A 17,455-nucleotide genomic window follows, 5' to 3' on the forward strand; every position below is an offset into this window, starting at 1 on the left:
GTGTTTCTGGGTCAAGTTTTCGCTCGGAAAATCGCGCCGCGATTACCAGAGGAAACCACACTTGTGACCAGAGCTGAAACAGCCCTGACACTTGCGATGCAACAATATGCCATCAATGGAATTGGCGTTGCCTGGTTACCTCATTCTCTGGTTGCTGCGTCCCTGGCAACAGGTCAGCTTCAACGCGCTGACAGCACGCTTCCTTCACAGGAACTGACAATCAGGATGGTTCGTTTTGCGGTTGCTCAGTCCGAGTATTGTGAGCAAATCTGGCAAAGCTTTGATGCGCTTCCACTTGATTTCGCTACGTTGCATTATTGATCTGACGTCGTAGCAAATCCCTTCCTGAACGCGGATAAGCGCCACCCACCGCAGCGTACCTTTTCAAGGTAAACCCGAGTGTTTAGCCCGCATCGGCACTTCCCGCGGGACTCTGACCTGAATGCGTCTCTGGTTACTCTGCCGCTTCTGTTACCCTGTCCGGTGCGGTCAACCGCTGCCATGCGTCGTACTGGGCCAGAAAGATTTGCCCGTTGAGGTCGTCGAGGAAATGCGATTGTTTCAGACGGTCCATGACGGGGCCTTTGACTTCGGACAGGTGCAGACCGACGCCCATGTCACGCAGGCGATGGTTAATGGCCTCAAGGCTTTCGAGGGCTGAAAAGTCGACCTCGTTCACCGCCGAGAACATCAAAACCACGTTGCGGATTTCGCAGCCTTCGGTCACACGCGCCTGGATCAGGTCTTCGAGGAAACGGGCGTTCACGAAATACAGGCTTTCATCCACCCGCAGCGTCACCAGTGACGGCTCGGTGGCGACCTTGTGGCGATTGATGTTACGGAAGTGTTGCGTACCCGGCACAAGCCCGACCTCGGCCACATGCGGGCGCGAGGTTTTGTAGAGATGCAGAAGGATCGAAATCGCCACGCCGCTGGCCACGCCAGTTTCGACCCCGGCCAGCAAAGTCAGAACGATGGTGGCGGCTACGGCGGTAAAATCGGCGCGCGAATACCCCCATGTCTTTTTCAGGATCGACAGGTCCACAAGGCTCAGCACCGCAACAATGATCGTCGCGGCCAGCGTGGCCTTGGGCAAAAAGTACACCAGAGGTGTCAGGAACAGTGCAGCAATCGCCAAACCACCAGCGGTATAAATGCCTGCCGCTGGAGTTTCCGCCCCCGCATCGAAGTTCACCACCGAGCGTGAGAACCCGCCGGTGACCGGAAAGCCGCCGGTAAACGCCGCGCCCAGGTTTGCTGCACCCAGACCGATCAACTCCTGATCGGGGTCCACGCGCTGGCGTTTCTTGGCGGCCAGCGTCTGCGCAACCGAGATGCTTTCGACAAAACCGATGATCGAGATCAGGATCGCTGGCACCAGCAATGCACCGATAAGGTCCGAGGACAGCCCCGGCAAAGTCAGCGGCGGAAGGTTCTGGGGCACGTCGCCAACAATCTTGACGCCCCGCACATCCAGCCCGAACCCCCAGACGACGACTGTGGTCACCACCACGGCAGCCACTGGTCCGGCCTTGGTCAGCACGTCAGCCAGCAGGGGCGGCACCCCCATGCGCCGCAACGCGGGCTTGAGGTTCTTGCGCACCCAGAACAGAAACGCAGTGGCCAGCACGCCGATGATTACCGTCAGCCAACTGATTTGCCCGAGGTTTTCGAAGATTGAACCCAACATCCCCGGCAGGGTATGCCCATGGGCGTCGACACCCAGAATATGCTTCAACTGGTTGGTCGCGATCAGGAGACCCGATGCGGTAATGAAGCCTGCGATGACAGGATGGCTGAGGAAATTGGCCAGAAAGCCCAGTCGAAAAACGCCCAACAACACCAGAAACCCACCCGACAGGAAAGCCAGCGTCAGTGCCGCCACCATGTATCCGGCCGTGCCCTGCTCGGCCACCTGCCCCACGGCGCTGGCTGTCAGCAGCGACACAACCGCGACAGGCCCCACCGCCAACGCCCGACTGGAGCCAAAAACCGCATAAAGGATGATCGGCAATATCGAAGCATAGATCCCGGCCTCGGGCGGCAGCCCTGCCAGCAAGGCATAGGCCAAGGACTGTGGGATCAGCATGATCGTGACGATCACAGCGGCGATCAGATCATTCGAGAGCGACGCACGGCTATACTGGCGACCCCAGTCCAGAATTGGAAGGAAACGTAAAAGGCTCTGCATAGGTTCACGTCCTGAAAAAGCGGCGGCCCGTTGCACATTTGGCGGCGGCGGGACAGGCCAGAACTGACACCGGTTCTTCCGGTGTCAGTTTCGAAAGGAGTTAATCGGTCGCCACCTTCAGTGGTTCGGGCTTGGCCAACCACTCTTTGCCCTTCAGCATCGCGGACCAGTAAATCGGTGGCAGCAGCTTCTCTTTCAACAGCCACGCCAACCGGCTGGGTTGGGTTCCGTCGATCAGGAGTTTCGGGAAGCTGGGTGTCATCACCCCACCATAGGCAAACTCGGCCAGAACGATCTTGCCGCGCTCGACCGTCAACGGGCACGAACCGTAGCCGTCATAGGCGGCAACTGGGCCGCGGCCCTGAATGTCTGCCACGATATTATCGGCCACGGTCGGTGCCTGTTTACGCGCCGCCGCAGCGGTTTTGGCGTTGGGCGCGTTCATCACGTCGCCCAGCGACCAGATATTGTCGAAGCTCTTGTGGCGCAGCGTCGCCTGATCAACATCGACCCAGCCCGCCGCATCCGCCAGCGGCGACACGCGAATAAAGTCCGGCGCGACCTGTGGTGGGCAGACATGCATCATGTCAAACTCGACTGTGACCAACTCGGGCTCGGTGTCGGGTACTGCAACCTTAAAGGTCGCTTTTTTTGCCGTCCCATCTACCGACACCAGATTGTGAAAAAAATTCAACGAGGCGTCGTATTTTGTGACATATTCCATTAGCGCCGGGACATAGTCCTTGACCCCGAACAGCACGCCGCCCGCGTTCATGAACTGGATGTCGATATCCTTCAGAACGCCTCGCCGGAACCACGCATCGCCCGACAGGTACAACGCTTTTTGTGGCGCACCCGCGCATTTGATCGGCATTGGCGGCTGTGTGAACAGCGCCCGGCCTTCCTTAAGCCCTTCGACAAGCTGCCATGTGTAGGGCGCCAGATCATAACGGTAGTTCGAAGTCACCCCGTTGCGGCCCAAGGTTTCTTCCAGCCCTTCGACCGCGCCCCAGTCCAGCTTGAGCCCCGGAGACACGACAAGACGGTCGTATTTCACCACGCGACAGCCATCAAGAATAACGGCATTGTTCTGCGGCTCGAAGGCCGCAACTGCCGCCTTGATCCACTTCACCCCGCGCGGGATCAGCGACCCCATCGTCTTGGCGGTCTGTTCTGCTGAGAAGACACCCCCGCCCACCAAAGTCCAGCCGGGCTGATAATAATGTACGTCAGACGGATCAATTATGGCAATGGACAGGTCGGATTTGCGCGCGTACAGGCTGGCCGCAGTGGCGATACCGCCTGCCCCACCGCCCACGATAACCACGTCAAAGGATGCGTCGCCTGTGTCGGTCGGCGTTTTCCCACCATTGGCAATACGGCGGGCAACGCCGCTCATGTCATAACCGGCGACCTTGGTGGCTGACAGAATCTCGGACACCGGACGCTTGTGCGCCGCCTCGTTCAGCGACCACAAAGTGGCCGAGCGCGTGCCGGTCCGGCAATATGCTAGAACCGGACCCGGCAACTCGGTCAGTGCACTGCCAAAGGCCTCGGCGTCGGCATCCCTGACGATCCCGGTTTGCACCGGAACATAGCGCACCTCGAGACCCAGTTTTTCCGCTGCTGCCTCGATTTCCTCGAAAGTCGGTTGATCGGCACCTTCGCCATCGGGGCGGTTGCAAATGATGGCACGAAAGCCCGCGCCTTTTATCGCCTCGATGTCATTTGGCGTAACCTGCGGCGACACCGAAACTGCGCCTGATATCTTTCTGATGTCCATGAGTGCCTCTTGCGTTCAGAGCTTGTTGACTGGAACTTTGAGCATCTGGTTCCCATCCTGGTCCGTTGGAATGCCGCCCGCCCGGATGTTGACCTGAATCGAAGGTACGATCAGCGTCGGCATCGCCAGCGTCGCGTCGCGCTCGGACCGCATCTTGATGAACTCGTCCCTAGTCTTGCCACCACCCACGTGAATGTTGTGGGCCTTCTCCTCGGCCACCGTGGTTTCCCACTGGATGTCACGCCCGTTGGGACCATAATCGTGACACATGAACAGCCGGGTTTCGTCCGGCAGGCTGAGCACTTTGTGGATCGAGTCAAATAATGTCCCCGCGTCGCCACCGGGGAAATCGGCCCGCGCCGAGCCACCGTCAGGCATGAACAATGTGTCGCCCACAAAGGCTGCATCCCCGACAACATGCACCATGCAGGCGGGTGTGTGGCCCGGCGTATGCATGGTAAAGGCGGTCATGTTGCCGATCTTGTAGGTCATGCCATCGACGAACAGGGCGTCAAACTGGCTGCCATCCCGCTGAAATTCGGTGCCTTCATTGAAGATCTTGCCAAACACGTCTTGCACGATCTTGATGTTTTCACCGATGCCGATCTTGCCGCCCAGCTTTTGCTGGATGTAAGGCGCGGCTGACAGGTGGTCGGCATGGGCGTGGGTCTCAATGATCCATTCCAGCTTGAGGCCCCTCTTCTCAACCTCGGCAATCAGCATGTCGGCATGGCCAAACGTTATGCGGCCAGCGGCATAATCGATGTCCATGACACTGTCGATAATCGCACAGGCATTCGAGGTCGGGTCCGCAACGATATAACTGATTGTCGCCGTCGCCTCGTCGTAAAAACCCTGGACATCGGGCTTCACGCTCAGATCCACTGGGTAGCTTCCAATCGGCGTCGCTATCGCGTCGGCCATCTTTTGGTTGTGTATCTCGATTGACTTCTGACCATTCATGATCTTGCCTCCTAACTGGCGCGGATCCGTTACCCGTTTCCGCCGCGTGTCATCATCATTTCGTGGACGGCGTCCATGCCGCGATCCGCCATCGCGCTCACTTCGGCCGCATGGATATGCATGGCTTTGGCTATTTCCGGATCGTCGGATGTTTGCACCACTACGATCCCTTCAGAGGTCACTTCGATATCCGAGGTGATCTTGTCGCCATTTTCAAAAAATATGTCGAGGGTCGGGCTCTGAATGATGATCATCGGATCATCCTTGCGGCCCACCCGATCGATCATCCCGGCAACATGGGAGACCAGAGCATCCATGACATCCGGGTCGGAAGATCTCGTGACAGTGCGAATACCATTGGGAAGGTTTTCAACCTCGCGCGTGATCGTATCGAAATTGCGGAACATCACAGCCAGCTCAGCGCTTTCCTCGGGCGTCGCGTTCTCGCCCCGCAGCCCCGGCATGTTGACCTCGTCGTGGCCTTGCCCGTCTGCACCATGACGATGCTCTGCCCGTTCACCGGCCATGCCCTGGCGATGCCCGTGCCCGGACATCAGAAAGATGTAACTGCCAGCCGCGCCGACCAAAGCAGCAACAAGCAACGCAATGGCGATGCCGCCGAACGTCCGGGCGGGATTGCGGTCCTTCATCTTCGTCTCCTCCGTTTCTGCCAACCCACATCCGGCCTTCGCGTGAGACCTGCAATCAACATGGCGGCATGAAAAGTTGAGGAGTAAATATAACTTTGAAACCCCGACTTCAGTGACAAAGTCACGAAACCGGAAAATTTCCCGAATTGGTCAGGTGCTTTGCGCCAACTGTTCCAAAGCCGCCTTGTCGGTTATCGCAATGCGCCCCCGCGATTGGGTAATCATCTCGCGCTTTTGAAAGTCCTGCAATATCCGCGAGACAACTTCACGCGCGGTGCCCAGTTCGCTGGCGAGTTGCTGATGCGTTGCCTGAATGTCTTCCCGCCCCCCGGCCAGAACCAGAAGACGTTCAGCAAGGCGAATATCCAAGTGCCCGAATGCCACGTCATCCACCACCCGCAACAGATCAATCAGCCGGCGTGAGTAGGCCTCAAACACAAACTCGCGAAATGCGTCTTCTTCCGAGACCAGACGATCGAAAGCATGTTTCGGCAAGGTCACCGCCGTTACGTCGGTTTCGGCAATACCTTCAGCGTTATATGCTTCTTCTGCCAGCATGCAGGCCGTCGTCAGCACACAGCTTTCCCCCGCCTCGACCCGATAGAGCACGATCTCGCGGCCCGAATCCGAACTTTGAGAAACGCGTATCCGTCCGTCATACAAGAATAACAGGCTGTCGGGGACGTTGTCTGGTCCGAAAACCTGGCCACCTTTAGGACACCGCACGATACGGGCCGCCGTACGCAACCTATCCCGCACAGCTTTCGGAAGGCGACTTGTCCCGTGAAATCGCTCAGTCCAGTCCAAAATTGTCATCTTGCGTTGCGCATGGGTGCCACGATGCCCTCTTCAATCGGCGCGATACGGTTCAACAACTCGTTTCTGTTTGAGGCGATGTCAGCCAGCGTCAGATCATCAAGCACAGCCATGAATGCCCCTGTTGCCTTTTGGATCGCTTGAGACAGTTTACATATTCCGATCAGAGGGCAGGTGTTTTTTTCAGGGTTAAAGCATTCGACCACATCCAGGGGCCCTTCGGTCAGGCGAATTACATCGCCGATTTTGATCTGTTCCGCCGGTTTCGCCAACCAGAAACCACCGCCTCTGCCGCGTGCTGTTTCCAGATACCCGGCCCGACCCAACTCGTGCACGATTTTTACGATATGCGGCCGGGCAAGGCCATGCACCCGCACGACATCGTCAACGCGAATGCGATCCGGGGCCTTGAGCGCAGCCAGTTGCAAAGACCGCAGCGCATAGTTGGAATAGGATGTCAGTTTCATACGTGCCTCCGGCAAAAGCTGTAGGCGCAATATAACTTATTTGCAATTTCTGTGTGTTTTCACGGACCATGTGGTTCGCTGAAGGTGAAGTCAGGCCAACTTACCTAACCTGCGCAGCGACTGGGTGGCTGACTGGGGCGCAACGAACATCACGGCATCTTTGATCGGGAAGCTGTTGGCGTCCGGCCGGCGCGGCAGATCAACTCTCTGCAAAAAAGCTGAACAAAGACGGTATGAGTGGCGGGGAGACAGGGATTCGAACCCTGGGGACGCTCTCACGCCCAACGGTTTTCAAGACCGCCGCATTCGACCACTCTGCCACCTCCCCGTCGAAGGCAGGGTCTAAGCGCAAGTTCGGCCAGAGGCAAGTCGAAATCGGGATTTCTTGCCGAAGCCCGCGCAGCGGTCTTTCCATGACTCTTCAGCCGCGTTATGATCCCCGAAATAGACCGAAACAGGCTGGCAAGCAGAACCAGCAGACCGGCAGCGGGGTTCCGAGAACGAGACCCCTTCAGGCAAGGGATAAGCAGATGAAGCGAGCGATCATGACACGCCCGGGACCGAAACGGTTGGCGTATCTGGCGTTGACTTTGACAGTTCTGAGCGGGTGTGAGGATATTCTTCAAGAGGCTGAAAAACCTGAAGAAAACTCAAACAAAACTGAACTCCTTCCCGAGGTGGCCTCGGGCTCGCAGCGTGACGTCGAAGCCCCCGAGGTTTTTCAGGTCACCGAAGCAGGGCTTTGGGATGGCAGGCCCTCGCTGGGCGGTATCTGGGTTGCCTACCCGGAAGTATCCCAGCCCGAGCGTGTCGTGATTACGAACACTGCAAACAACAAGTCCGTAACAGGGGCCCTGTTCCGACGTGAACGCAACCTGCCCGGCCCAGCGATTCAGGTTTCATCTGCGGCTGCGGAACAGCTCGGAATGCTGGCGGGCGCGCCGACAAAGGTCAGTGTCGTCGCCCTACGCCGTGAAACTGTAAAGGAATCACAACCAGAGGACGCGCCCAATCCGGAAGATGAGGCGGCGGATACGGCTGCGGTGTCGGACGCCGCGGCCACCGACGCCCCATCCGCGGCAGATACCGAAAAACCGGCCAAGCCGAAATGGTGGCAAAAGAAGGCGCCAGCAGCAGCAGCCGGTACAGCAGTGGTCGCGGCGGAAGCGGCAAGTTCTGCCAACGAGGCGACCGAAGGTACGGAAGCGACCACCGATGCGGCGGCGGCCACTGAGGATCCGTCAGAGCCCGCTGAAAAGAAACCGGCCAAGCGGAAGTGGTGGCAGAAAAAAGAGCCAGCAGCAGCAGCGGCTGCGGGAGCCACCGTGGCTGCGGCGGGTGCAGCAACAGGCGGTGCTGATGTGGCCGCAGATGTTGCGGCAGCCGCAGCTACACCAGCGTTGTCAGATGCGCCCGTCGAGGCCCCCGCTGGAAAGCCTGCAAAACGGAAGTGGTGGCAAAAGAAAGACCCCGCTGAAATCACCGAAACACCACTAGACCCCATCGAAGGCGCAGCATCCGCGATTGACGCGACCGAAGCGGTTCCGGCCGCAGCGGCAGCGACAGGCGCTGCGTCGTCGCTGAGCAAACCATTTGTGCAGATCGGCACATTCAGCGTCGAAGCAAATGCGAATACCGCTGCTGAGAAAGTGCGCCGGAATGGCATGTCGACTGTTGTGCGGGAACTGAAAACCGAGAACAAAACAGTATGGCGGGTCCTGGTTGGCCCTGCCGCAACCCGGGCCGAACGCAAAGCCATTCAAAAAGATGTAAAGGATCTTGGTTTCAAAGATGCGTTCACCGTGTCCGACTAAATACAAGGAGGCATAAGATGCTATCCTCATTGCGAACTTCTGTTCTGGCCATTGGGCTTACCGTGCTGGCAATTCCAGCTCAGGCTTTTGATACATCTGCCCGCGCAGCTTATGTGATCGATCAATCCACCGGTACGGTGCTTTTGGCAAAAGACGCCGATCAGCCCTTGCCGCCTGCATCCATGTCCAAGCTCATGACGCTGTATGTAGCTTTCGAAGCGCTGCGTGACGGAAGACTGACGCTGGACGAAACCCTGCCCGTGTCCGAACACGCGATGAGCTATGGCGGCTCGACCATGTTTCTGAACACGCAGGACCGGGTTCGGGTCGAAGACCTGCTGCGCGGCATCATCGTTCTGTCAGGCAACGACGCCTGCGTGGTCCTCGCCGAGGCGCTAAGCCCTGACGGCACAGAGGCCGGGTTTGCCCGATATATGACCCAACGCGCCAAGCAGATGGGTATGAACAACTCGAACTTTGCGAATTCGAATGGGTGGCCTGCCGCCGGACATATGATGTCGGTTCATGACTTGGCGGTTCTGGCCGACAGGTTGATTACCGACTTCCCAGAATATTACCCTCTGTTTTCAGAAGAGGTATTCGAATTCGATGGCCGTGCGCCGTCGAATGCCCGGAACCGCAATCCATTGCTGAAACTGAGCATCGGCGCGGATGGCCTGAAAACCGGCCACACGCAAGAGGCCGGATACGGCCTGGTCGGGTCTGCCAAACAAGGCGACCGCCGTGTCATCTTTGTCCTCAGCGGGCTGGACAGCACCGGCCAACGGGCAGAGGAGGCTGAGGCCGTGGTTAATTGGTCGTTTCGAAATTTTGTCGAGAGGACAGTTGCCAACGCGGAAACGCCGATAGCTGAAGCCAAGCTGTGGATGGGCGAGAAAAAGACCGTAGGTCTTGTACCTGACGGCGATCTGACGGTTCTGTTTCCGGTTCTGGGCACACAGAACGTCAAGGCCGAAGTTGTGTATCAGGGTCCCGTCAATGCGCCGGTCAAGAAAGGCCAGCAACTGGCCGAGCTTGTCATCAAGCCTGAAGGATTGCCTGAAATACGACGTCCGCTGGTGGCGGCGGAAGACGTTGCAGTTGGCGGATTTGTCGTGCGTATGCTGACTGTTGGCGGCATAGTTCTGAAAGACGTGATCAATAACCCACTGGAGTCGATGTGACCAAGGCGGGGTTATTTCTGACTTTCGAAGGCATTGACGGATCAGGCAAGTCAACTCAGGCGCGGATGCTGGCGGATCAACTGCGGGCGCAGGGTCATGAGGTCGTTTTGACGCGTGAACCGGGCGGCTCACCCGGCGCGGAGGAAATCCGCAGCCTGGTATTGGAAGGTGATCCCGACCGCTGGTCGGCCGAAACGGAAATCCTGTTGTTCACGGCCGCCCGCCGCGACCATCTGGAACGTACGATCGAACCCGCGCTTGCCGCAGGGCAAGTGGTAATCTGCGACCGCTTTGCCGACAGCACACGCATGTATCAGGGCCTGTCACGGGGCGATCTGCGCGGCCTTGTTGATCAGCTGCACAGCCTGATGATCAAGCGCGAGCCGGACTTGACGCTGCTGATCGACATGGACCCCGATACCGGACTGTCCCGCGCCAAGGGACGGCAAGGCGCGGAAGAACGGTTCGAAGATTTCGGCCCGGACTTGCAAAGGAAAATGCGGGCGGGCTTTCTGGCGCTGGCCCATGAGTTTTCCGACCGTTTCCGCATTGTGGACGGCAACCGGGACATGGACAGCGTTGCGCAGGATGTGACAGAAATCGTCCAGGCTGCTTTGCGATAGACGATGAATGACGAAATCCCCTCTCCGGATCAGGTTCCAGGTGCGCCGCATCCCCGCGAGACCGTCCGGCTTTTTGGTCAGGATGCGGCAGAACAGGCGTTTCTAACCGCCTACAACTCGGACCGTCTGCACCACGGCTGGTTGCTGACCGGGCCGCGTGGCGTCGGTAAGGCGACGTTGGCCTGGCGGATTGCACGGTTTTTGCTGGCAACGCCTTTGGCGGACGACGGAGGGCTGTTTGGCGCGCCGCCACCGCCAAAGACGCTCGACATTGATCCCGACCACCCTGTGTCACGTCGCATACTGGCCGGGGCCGAGCCGGGATTGGCCACAATAGCCCGGTCGCTGAATGATCAGGGGCGGCTGCGCAACGAGATCGTTGTAGATGACATCCGAAAACTGGGAAAGTTCTTTGGCCTGTCCTCTGCCGATGGTGGGCACCGGGTCGTAATCGTGGATTCAGCGGATGAGATGAATGTCAGCGCCGCCAACGCGTTACTGAAGATGTTAGAAGAGCCTCCGGCGCGTACAACTCTTTTGCTGGTATCGCACCAACCCTCGCGCTTGTTGCCGACCATCCGCTCTCGGTGCCGGACCTTGCGTCTTGGGCCCCTGAGTGCCGGGGATATGCAGGACGCGCTGTCGCAAACCGAGACGACCTTACCGACGCATCCCGAATATCTCGCCGCATTGGCCGCTGGCTCGGTCGGGGAGGCCGTTCGCCTGATCAATCTGGGCGGGCTTGAAATCTATGCCGAACTGATTGCCATTCTGGGCACCCTGCCCCACCTGGACCGGCAGCGCGCGCTGGCCCTGGCCGAGGCTGCGGCCCAACGTGGCGCGGCCGAGCGCTTTGATCTGCTGCTGACACTGATCGATGTTGCCTTGTCTCGGCTGGCCCTGACCGGGGCAACCGGCGCACCGCCGACCTCTGAGGCCGCCCCGAATGAAGCTGAAACGCTGGCCAGACTGTCAAATTCTTCGGATCAGGCCCGTCGCTGGGCCGAAGTCGCCGCGACAATCACAGCCCGCGCGCGACATGGTCAGGCGGTGAACCTTGACCCTACCGCTCTGGTCCTAGATACGGTGTTCAAGATACAGGAAACCGCCGGCCAGGTCAGATGAGCGACACCCCCCAGATCACCGACAGTCACTGCCATCTGGACTTCCCGGATTTTGACGGTCAGTTGGACGACATCATCTCGCGCGCGGCCGAGGCTGGCGTGACCCGGATGGTGACGATTTGCACCAAGCTGCGCAATGAACCCGCAGTCCGCGCAATTGCCGAAGCCCATGCACCGGTATTCTACGCCGCAGGCACCCACCCGATGAGCGCCGCAGACGAGCCTATGGTCTCGGTCGATGAACTGGTCGCGTTGGCACAGCACCCGAAATTTGTGGGCATCGGCGAATCCGGTCTGGATTACCACTATACTGCCGATAGCGCTGAGCTTCAGATGCAATCCCTGCGCCTTCATATCGAAGCTGCCCAGCGCACAGGGTTGCCTTTGATCATTCATGCCCGCGCCGCAGACGACGATATGGCCCGAATTCTGGCCGAAGAGTATCACAATGCGCCTTATTCCTGCGTGATGCACTGTTTTTCGTCCTCGGCCGAGTTGGCCAAAGCCGCGCTGGATCTGGGATTTTATCTGTCCATGTCCGGCATTGCGGCCTTTCCCAAAAGCCACGAGTTGCGCGACATTTTCGCAAGCGCGCCGGTAGATCGCATTCTGGTGGAAACCGACGCGCCCTATCTGGCACCGCCCCCTTATCGTGGCAAGCGAAACGAACCGGCCTATACCGCGCATACAGCCCGAAAAGGGGCCGAACTGTTCGGGCTGGAGTATCCGGCTTTTGCCGCCCAAACTCAGGCGAATTTTGACCGGCTGTTCAGCAAGGCGGCAACGTACAGGGCCGCTGCATGACCGAATTGCGATTTACCATTCTGGGCTGCGGATCGTCAGGCGGCGTACCCCGGTTGGGTGGTCACTGGGGTGCTTGCGATCCTGCAAACCCCAGGAACAATCGCCGGCGCTGTTCCCTGCTTGTTGAGCGTGACGGCCCCGGCGGCAGAACCTCCGTGTTGATTGACACAACCCCGGATATGCGCAGCCAGTTGCTGGACACGGGCACCGGGCGGCTTGATGGTGTGGTCTATACCCACTCTCACGCGGATCATGTCCATGGGATCGACGACCTGCGCATGATCGTGTTCAACATGAAAACCCGCGTTCCGGTCTGGGCTGATGGTGATACCCAGAACGCTCTGCTGGGGCGGTTTGGATACGCCTTCATTCAGCCCGAAGGGTCACCTTATCCTCCGATCCTCGACCTCAAGTCCATTGACGGTCCGTTCGAAATCGAAGGGCCTGGAGGACCGATTCCGTTTCGTCCATTCAAGGTCAATCACGGCTCGATAGATTCTCTAGGTTTTCGCATGGGGCAGCTCGCCTATTTGCCGGATGTTGCCGAAATTTACGACGAGGCATGGCCTGAAATGGAAGGGTTGGAATATCTCATCATCGACGCCCTACGCCGAAGCCCACATCCCACACATGCACATCTGGAAAAAACGCTTGAGTGGATTGAGAAGCTGCAACCCAATCAGGCGATACTAACCAACATGCATATCGATCTTGACTATGCGACTGTCGATGCGGAAACGCCGGACAATATCACCCCCGCCTATGACGGTATGGTGATACATCACGCGTTTCAGACCCCTGTTTCTTTTGCATAAGATATCGCAACATGGCCGTTGCACGGGGGCCAAATGCTGCAAAGCCTGATTGACGTCATTCTTCCTGTCTTTCTTGTGATCGGCGCCGGTTACACGGCAACACGAACAGGATATTTCAAAGAATACCATGTCGACGGGCTGATGAGATTTACTCAAGGGTTCGCGATCCCATGCCTGTTGTTTCTTGCCATCGCGCATCTGGACCTCAGCGCCAGTTTCGATCCCCGGCTTGTGGCAAGTTTCTATTCTGCCGCCGCCCTGTGTTTCATCACTGGCCTTTTTGGTGCGCGCATCCTTTTCGGCCGCGAATGGGAAGACTGCGTGGCAATCGGGTTTTGTTGCCTGTTCTCTAACTCGGTTCTGCTGGGATTGCCGATTACTGAACGCGCTTATGGTCCCGAGAACCTGACAGGTAATTATGCGATTATCGCCTTCCATTCCCCCTTTTGTTACGGCGTGGGGATCACGGTGATGGAGGTTGTCCGCAATCGCGGAAACGGTGGCGCGCGCATGGCACGTTCTGTTCTGTCTGCAATGTTCAAGAACGCGCTGATCCTTGGTATTGCACTGGGGTTCGTGGTCAATCTGTCCGGTTTGACCATCCCGGCTGTGGTGGACGAAGCCCTTGGTCTTATCACTCGGGCCGCCCTGCCCGGCGCCCTGTTTGCACTGGGCGGGGTACTGGTCAAATACAAACCCGAAGGCGATCTGCGAACTATCGCCTTTGTTTGCGCAATCTCGCTGATGCTGCATCCCAGCCTAGTGTGGATATTCGGCAAGTCCACGGGGCTGCCACAGGATCTGTTCCGCTCGGGCGTGTTGAACGCGGCGATGGCGCCGGGGTTCAACGCTTATATCTTTGCAAACATGTATGGCCGCGCCAAGCGGGTGGCAGCTTCGGCTGTTCTCATTGGGACAGCCGCATCCATCCTGACTGTCTGGCTTTGGCTAACGGTTCTGGGCTAACAGTAGTGTTGACTTCGGTTCGCACAGAGGCACCTAACGCATATCGTGTCAGGAGATCCAAATGCCACATGCCATCATCGTCGCTCATGGCCAGCCGTCCGATCCGGAACCGGCCGAGGCTGCTCTGGCTGCCTTTGCGGCTACAGTCGACGCCCTGACCGAGCATGTAACGGTGCATTCAGCAACTCTGGCCGCGCCCGGCGCGTTCGAGGCTAAGCTGAACAGCCTGCCGGAGAACACGGTCATCTATCCGCTTTTCATGGCAAATGGGTGGTTTGTCACCAGCGCTTTGCCCAAGCGGTTAGGGGATCACAAAGCGCGCATCCTAGACCCATTGGGTGTTGACCCAGAGCTACCGGAAATGACCGCGCAAGCCCTGCAATCTGAGTTGTCCGAAAGAAATTGGGTAACTGCGTCGACCGATCTGGTCATTGCCGCACATGGGTCGGGGCGTAGCCGAAACCCGTCGGCCGTGGCACTGAACTTCGCATCTCAACTTGAGGAAATGCTGGTTTTCAAATCTGTCCGCGTTGGGTTTGTTGAAGAGCCGCCATCCATTTCCGATGCCGCAACCGGCACGGGGGCCCAGGCACTGTGCCTTCCGTTCTTTGCCTGCACCGGGGGGCACGCAATTGAAGACGTACCCGCCGGATTGAGCCAAGCAGGGTTCAAAGGCGTTCTGCTGCCAGTGGTTGGAGAACTGCCACCCATCCGGCACCAGATTGCCAAGCAGGTAACAAAGGCCGTTCAGCTCGCGTGATAATTTGCTGAGATCTTTGACCCGGAAACAGGCAAAACTCAGGTTTGCGCTTTGATCAGAGTGGAATACAGGCGATGGCAGGACCGGCCATCTCGCTTGGCCTGATAAAGGGCAACGTCGGCGGCGTGAAGGATGTCAGCGGCTTTGGCAACCTTGAACTGGGTGGATAAGGCCGTTCCGATACTTGCAGAGATACAGCACGGTTGGTCCTGAAACATCATGGGTTCATTCAACCTCGCGATCAGGCGATCCGCGATGGACTCCAGAGTTTCTACCCGCGTCAGGTCTTTGAAAATAATGACAAACTCATCCCCACCAACCCGCGCAACCGTATCGTCGCCACGCGTCTCTTCAAGCATGATGCGGGCCGCCTGTTGCAGAACATAATCCCCGGCTGCATGGCCCAGCCGATCATTCACGGATTTGAAGAAATCCAGATCCAGATGCATAAGGGCAAATGTAGAATTTGCCAGGATCAGATGCCCCAGCAAATGATCCATCGCGCGGCGGTTCTTCAATCCCGTCAATGTATCGGTATATGCCTGCTCTTCCGCGGCCAGCATTGCCCCCTGAAGCCTGAGATTAAGTGAACGGGACGCTTCCATCGCGGCGGATTTGGCTTCGACCAGATACAACAGCTCGATCGCCAGGTCGGTGCCGGAAAAATCCGCGCTCGTCAGGGCGTAATCCCGAACCGCATCCAAAATCGAAATACCGAATGACAGATTGATGACTGCACCGCCTGACTCGGGCAAGGGTGCGACCAGACCTTTCAGGGTCGTACGCGGTTCATCGCAAAATCTCAGATGCAGTTTGGCACCGGCCATCGACATCAACGCGGGAAGGGTGGTGACTGTTCTGGGGCGGATCATCTCGAACACGTCCAGAACCCCCAGCCCGACCAAAGGCAACTCGGGCCGCAACTTTTGCAATGTCGGGCCCGCTTGTTGAATGCATCCGCTGCGGTCCACCAACAAGAACATCGGACAAAGTGTTTCCAGAAGATCTGCCAGTTCCTGAGTATGTGTCATCTGTTCCGAGCCCCCAGATCAAAATGGCGCCCCTCGGAAAAGGCGCTTTCGACCAAAATGATTGAAATGATTTCACAACACTCCTGCCGACCCTCATGCGACAGCATCACCAACGCGCCATAATCATCGGCCATCGCGCGCAGGACCCCGACCATAACACTGGAAAATCCCGGCATATCCGGAAGGCAGCACAACTGGTATTCCGTGGCTGAAAGCTCTCTCAACTCAAGCGCAGGCAAATTCAGATCAGAAACAGCCAGTCTTACGCGATCCGTAAGATCATCAAGGGAATGAAGGAACTCGACATAGGTGACCCCCCCAAACCTGAGCAGTCGGCGCAGCCCTTCCATATTCGGGTGGGACACCAAGTATGTTCCCAGATCTTCAAGGATTTCCGCCTGTGGTCGGTTGAGATCAATACTCAGGGCCTCGAGCACACGGGTCGTCATTTCATCATCATAGATGAGCATGGCTTCAAACTCGACAAACCCCAACCGCGCACCTTCGGTCACGCGAACCCAACAGGATTGCCCATAGGTTGCGCCGACAAAAGACTGTATCGCCCGGTTGATCAGACCATGCATCGGATGCCTCAGATTGGTGTCCTTGGCACTGTGGTCTGAGAAACCTTAACAAATAGCCAAAATCCGCCCCGAGTTGCTGTGAATGCAACGGAGTATCAAACCGACACTACTCACCATGTCAGAAGTCTGTCGGCGCACCGCCTTCAGCCTTGCGGCGTTCGACAAACTCGGCCAGTTCCTCGCGGATACCATCGTCCATCGGAGGGGCCTCAAAGCTCGAGATGATCTCTTTGAACATGTGATGCGCACGCTCAGCCGTCCAGATGCCGCCTGCGGCCTCCCAGCCTTCATAGTTCTTCCAGTCGCTCAGGAAAGGCTGGTAGAAGGCCGTGGTGTAGCGGTCCTGTGTATGCTGGATTCCAAAAAAATGACCGTCATTGCCAACCGCGCGGATGGCATCCAAAGCAATCTCATCCGGCCCGGTCGCGGTCAGATCAGGGTTCATATAGCGCTGAATTTGCTGCAAAACTTCGCAATCCATAATGAATTTTTCTGGGCTCGCGATCAGGCCGCCTTCCAGCCAACCGGCGGCGTGATACACCATGTTGGTGCCTGACTGCACGGCCGCCCAGAGCGAATTCGAGGTTTCCCACACGGATTGCCCGTCTGGCACATTGGCCGCACACACACCGGATGAACGCAGCGGCAGCCCATAATATCGTGCCATCTGCCCGGTCATCTGGGTCGAGCGCATGTATTCCGGCGTCCCGAAAGCGGGTGCGCCTGATTTCATGTCCACGTTCGACGTGAACGTTCCAATTACGCAGGGAATACCAGGGCGCACATATTGGAACAGAGCGATGGCACATAAGGCTTCGGCCAGAGACTGTGCAACCGCCCCCGCCATTGTTACGGGCGCCATTGCCCCCGCCAGCGTAAA

17 protein-coding genes, 1 tRNA gene and 1 pseudogene are annotated in these 17,455 nt (G+C 57.9%); 9 read left to right on the forward strand and 10 right to left on the reverse strand.

Annotation, left to right across the window (positions count from 1 at the left end):
* Positions 1-321 (forward strand): annotated as a pseudogene (locus AC2FND_RS15960) (LysR family transcriptional regulator); the annotation flags it as partial.
* Between the two features lie 133 nt (positions 322-454).
* On the opposite strand, the gene AC2FND_RS15965 reads toward AC2FND_RS15960, so the two are convergent.
* From AC2FND_RS15965 to AC2FND_RS15995, 7 genes are all read right to left on the reverse strand, one after another.
* The gene (locus AC2FND_RS15965) at positions 455-2,191 is read right to left on the reverse strand and encodes a SulP family inorganic anion transporter (protein ID WP_496770809.1); all 1,737 of its coding nucleotides are present in this window, start codon (positions 2,189-2,191) and stop codon (positions 455-457) included.
* Positions 2,192-2,291: 100 nt separating this feature from the next.
* Positions 2,292-3,974, reverse strand: coding sequence for a bifunctional protein tyrosine phosphatase family protein/NAD(P)/FAD-dependent oxidoreductase (locus AC2FND_RS15970; RefSeq protein ID WP_496770811.1), 1,683 nt, complete (start codon positions 3,972-3,974; stop codon positions 2,292-2,294).
* Between the two features lie 15 nt (positions 3,975-3,989).
* Positions 3,990-4,874, reverse strand: a complete 885-nt coding sequence (locus AC2FND_RS15975) for an MBL fold metallo-hydrolase (protein ID WP_480493564.1) — start codon at positions 4,872-4,874, stop codon at positions 3,990-3,992.
* A gap of 92 nt (positions 4,875-4,966) precedes the next feature.
* Positions 4,967-5,587 (reverse strand): hypothetical protein, encoded by a 621-nt coding sequence (locus AC2FND_RS15980; RefSeq protein WP_496770813.1) that lies wholly within the window; start codon positions 5,585-5,587, stop codon positions 4,967-4,969.
* 150 nt (positions 5,588-5,737) lie between these two features.
* The gene (locus AC2FND_RS15985; protein WP_480481734.1) at positions 5,738-6,403 is read right to left on the reverse strand and encodes a Crp/Fnr family transcriptional regulator; all 666 of its coding nucleotides are present in this window, start codon (positions 6,401-6,403) and stop codon (positions 5,738-5,740) included.
* The gene (locus AC2FND_RS15990) at positions 6,400-6,870 is read right to left on the reverse strand and encodes an RrF2 family transcriptional regulator (protein WP_209504381.1); all 471 of its coding nucleotides are present in this window, start codon (positions 6,868-6,870) and stop codon (positions 6,400-6,402) included. Before AC2FND_RS15990 ends, AC2FND_RS15985 begins: the two co-directional genes overlap by 4 nt.
* A gap of 238 nt (positions 6,871-7,108) precedes the next feature.
* A tRNA-Ser gene (locus AC2FND_RS15995) sits at positions 7,109-7,198 on the reverse strand.
* Positions 7,199-7,400: 202 nt separating this feature from the next.
* Here AC2FND_RS15995 and AC2FND_RS16000 point away from each other — a divergent pair.
* From AC2FND_RS16000 to AC2FND_RS16035, 8 genes are all read left to right on the forward strand, one after another.
* Positions 7,401-8,684 (forward strand): SPOR domain-containing protein, encoded by a 1,284-nt coding sequence (locus AC2FND_RS16000; protein ID WP_496770815.1) that lies wholly within the window; start codon positions 7,401-7,403, stop codon positions 8,682-8,684.
* Positions 8,685-8,701: 17 nt separating this feature from the next.
* Positions 8,702-9,868 (forward strand): D-alanyl-D-alanine carboxypeptidase family protein, encoded by a 1,167-nt coding sequence (locus AC2FND_RS16005; RefSeq protein WP_496770817.1) that lies wholly within the window; start codon positions 8,702-8,704, stop codon positions 9,866-9,868.
* The gene (tmk, locus tag AC2FND_RS16010) at positions 9,865-10,491 is read left to right on the forward strand and encodes a dTMP kinase (RefSeq protein ID WP_496770819.1); all 627 of its coding nucleotides are present in this window, start codon (positions 9,865-9,867) and stop codon (positions 10,489-10,491) included. The genes AC2FND_RS16005 and tmk overlap by 4 nt, the downstream gene beginning before the upstream one ends.
* Before the next feature lie 3 nt (positions 10,492-10,494).
* On the forward strand, positions 10,495-11,616 hold the full coding sequence (locus tag AC2FND_RS16015; protein ID WP_496770821.1) for a DNA polymerase III subunit delta': 1,122 nt from the start codon (positions 10,495-10,497) through the stop codon (positions 11,614-11,616).
* On the forward strand, positions 11,613-12,419 hold the full coding sequence (locus tag AC2FND_RS16020) for a TatD family hydrolase (protein ID WP_496770823.1): 807 nt from the start codon (positions 11,613-11,615) through the stop codon (positions 12,417-12,419). The genes AC2FND_RS16015 and AC2FND_RS16020 overlap by 4 nt, the downstream gene beginning before the upstream one ends.
* Positions 12,416-13,234: an MBL fold metallo-hydrolase gene (locus AC2FND_RS16025; RefSeq protein WP_496770824.1), complete on the forward strand. Its 819-nt coding sequence runs from the start codon at positions 12,416-12,418 to the stop codon at positions 13,232-13,234. Before AC2FND_RS16020 ends, AC2FND_RS16025 begins: the two co-directional genes overlap by 4 nt.
* Positions 13,235-13,267: 33 nt before the next feature.
* Complete coding sequence (locus AC2FND_RS16030; protein ID WP_496770825.1) at positions 13,268-14,200, forward strand: AEC family transporter; 933 nt, start codon at positions 13,268-13,270, stop codon at positions 14,198-14,200.
* A gap of 61 nt (positions 14,201-14,261) precedes the next feature.
* Positions 14,262-14,960: a CbiX/SirB N-terminal domain-containing protein gene (locus AC2FND_RS16035; RefSeq protein WP_480481766.1), complete on the forward strand. Its 699-nt coding sequence runs from the start codon at positions 14,262-14,264 to the stop codon at positions 14,958-14,960.
* Positions 14,961-14,998: 38 nt separating this feature from the next.
* On the opposite strand, the gene AC2FND_RS16040 is transcribed toward AC2FND_RS16035, so the two are convergent.
* The 3 genes from AC2FND_RS16040 to AC2FND_RS16050 all read right to left on the reverse strand — a co-directional run.
* Complete coding sequence (locus AC2FND_RS16040) at positions 14,999-15,991, reverse strand: diguanylate cyclase domain-containing protein (protein ID WP_496770827.1); 993 nt, start codon at positions 15,989-15,991, stop codon at positions 14,999-15,001.
* Positions 15,988-16,575, reverse strand: coding sequence for a heme NO-binding domain-containing protein (locus AC2FND_RS16045; RefSeq protein WP_209597646.1), 588 nt, complete (start codon positions 16,573-16,575; stop codon positions 15,988-15,990). Before AC2FND_RS16045 ends, AC2FND_RS16040 begins: the two co-directional genes overlap by 4 nt.
* Before the next feature lie 118 nt (positions 16,576-16,693).
* Positions 16,694-17,455, reverse strand: a 762-nt coding sequence (locus AC2FND_RS16050; protein WP_496770828.1) for a trimethylamine methyltransferase family protein, incomplete at its 5' end; no start/stop codon positions are given.

It is taken from the genome of Ruegeria sp. BHSB056 (assembly GCF_059613305.1).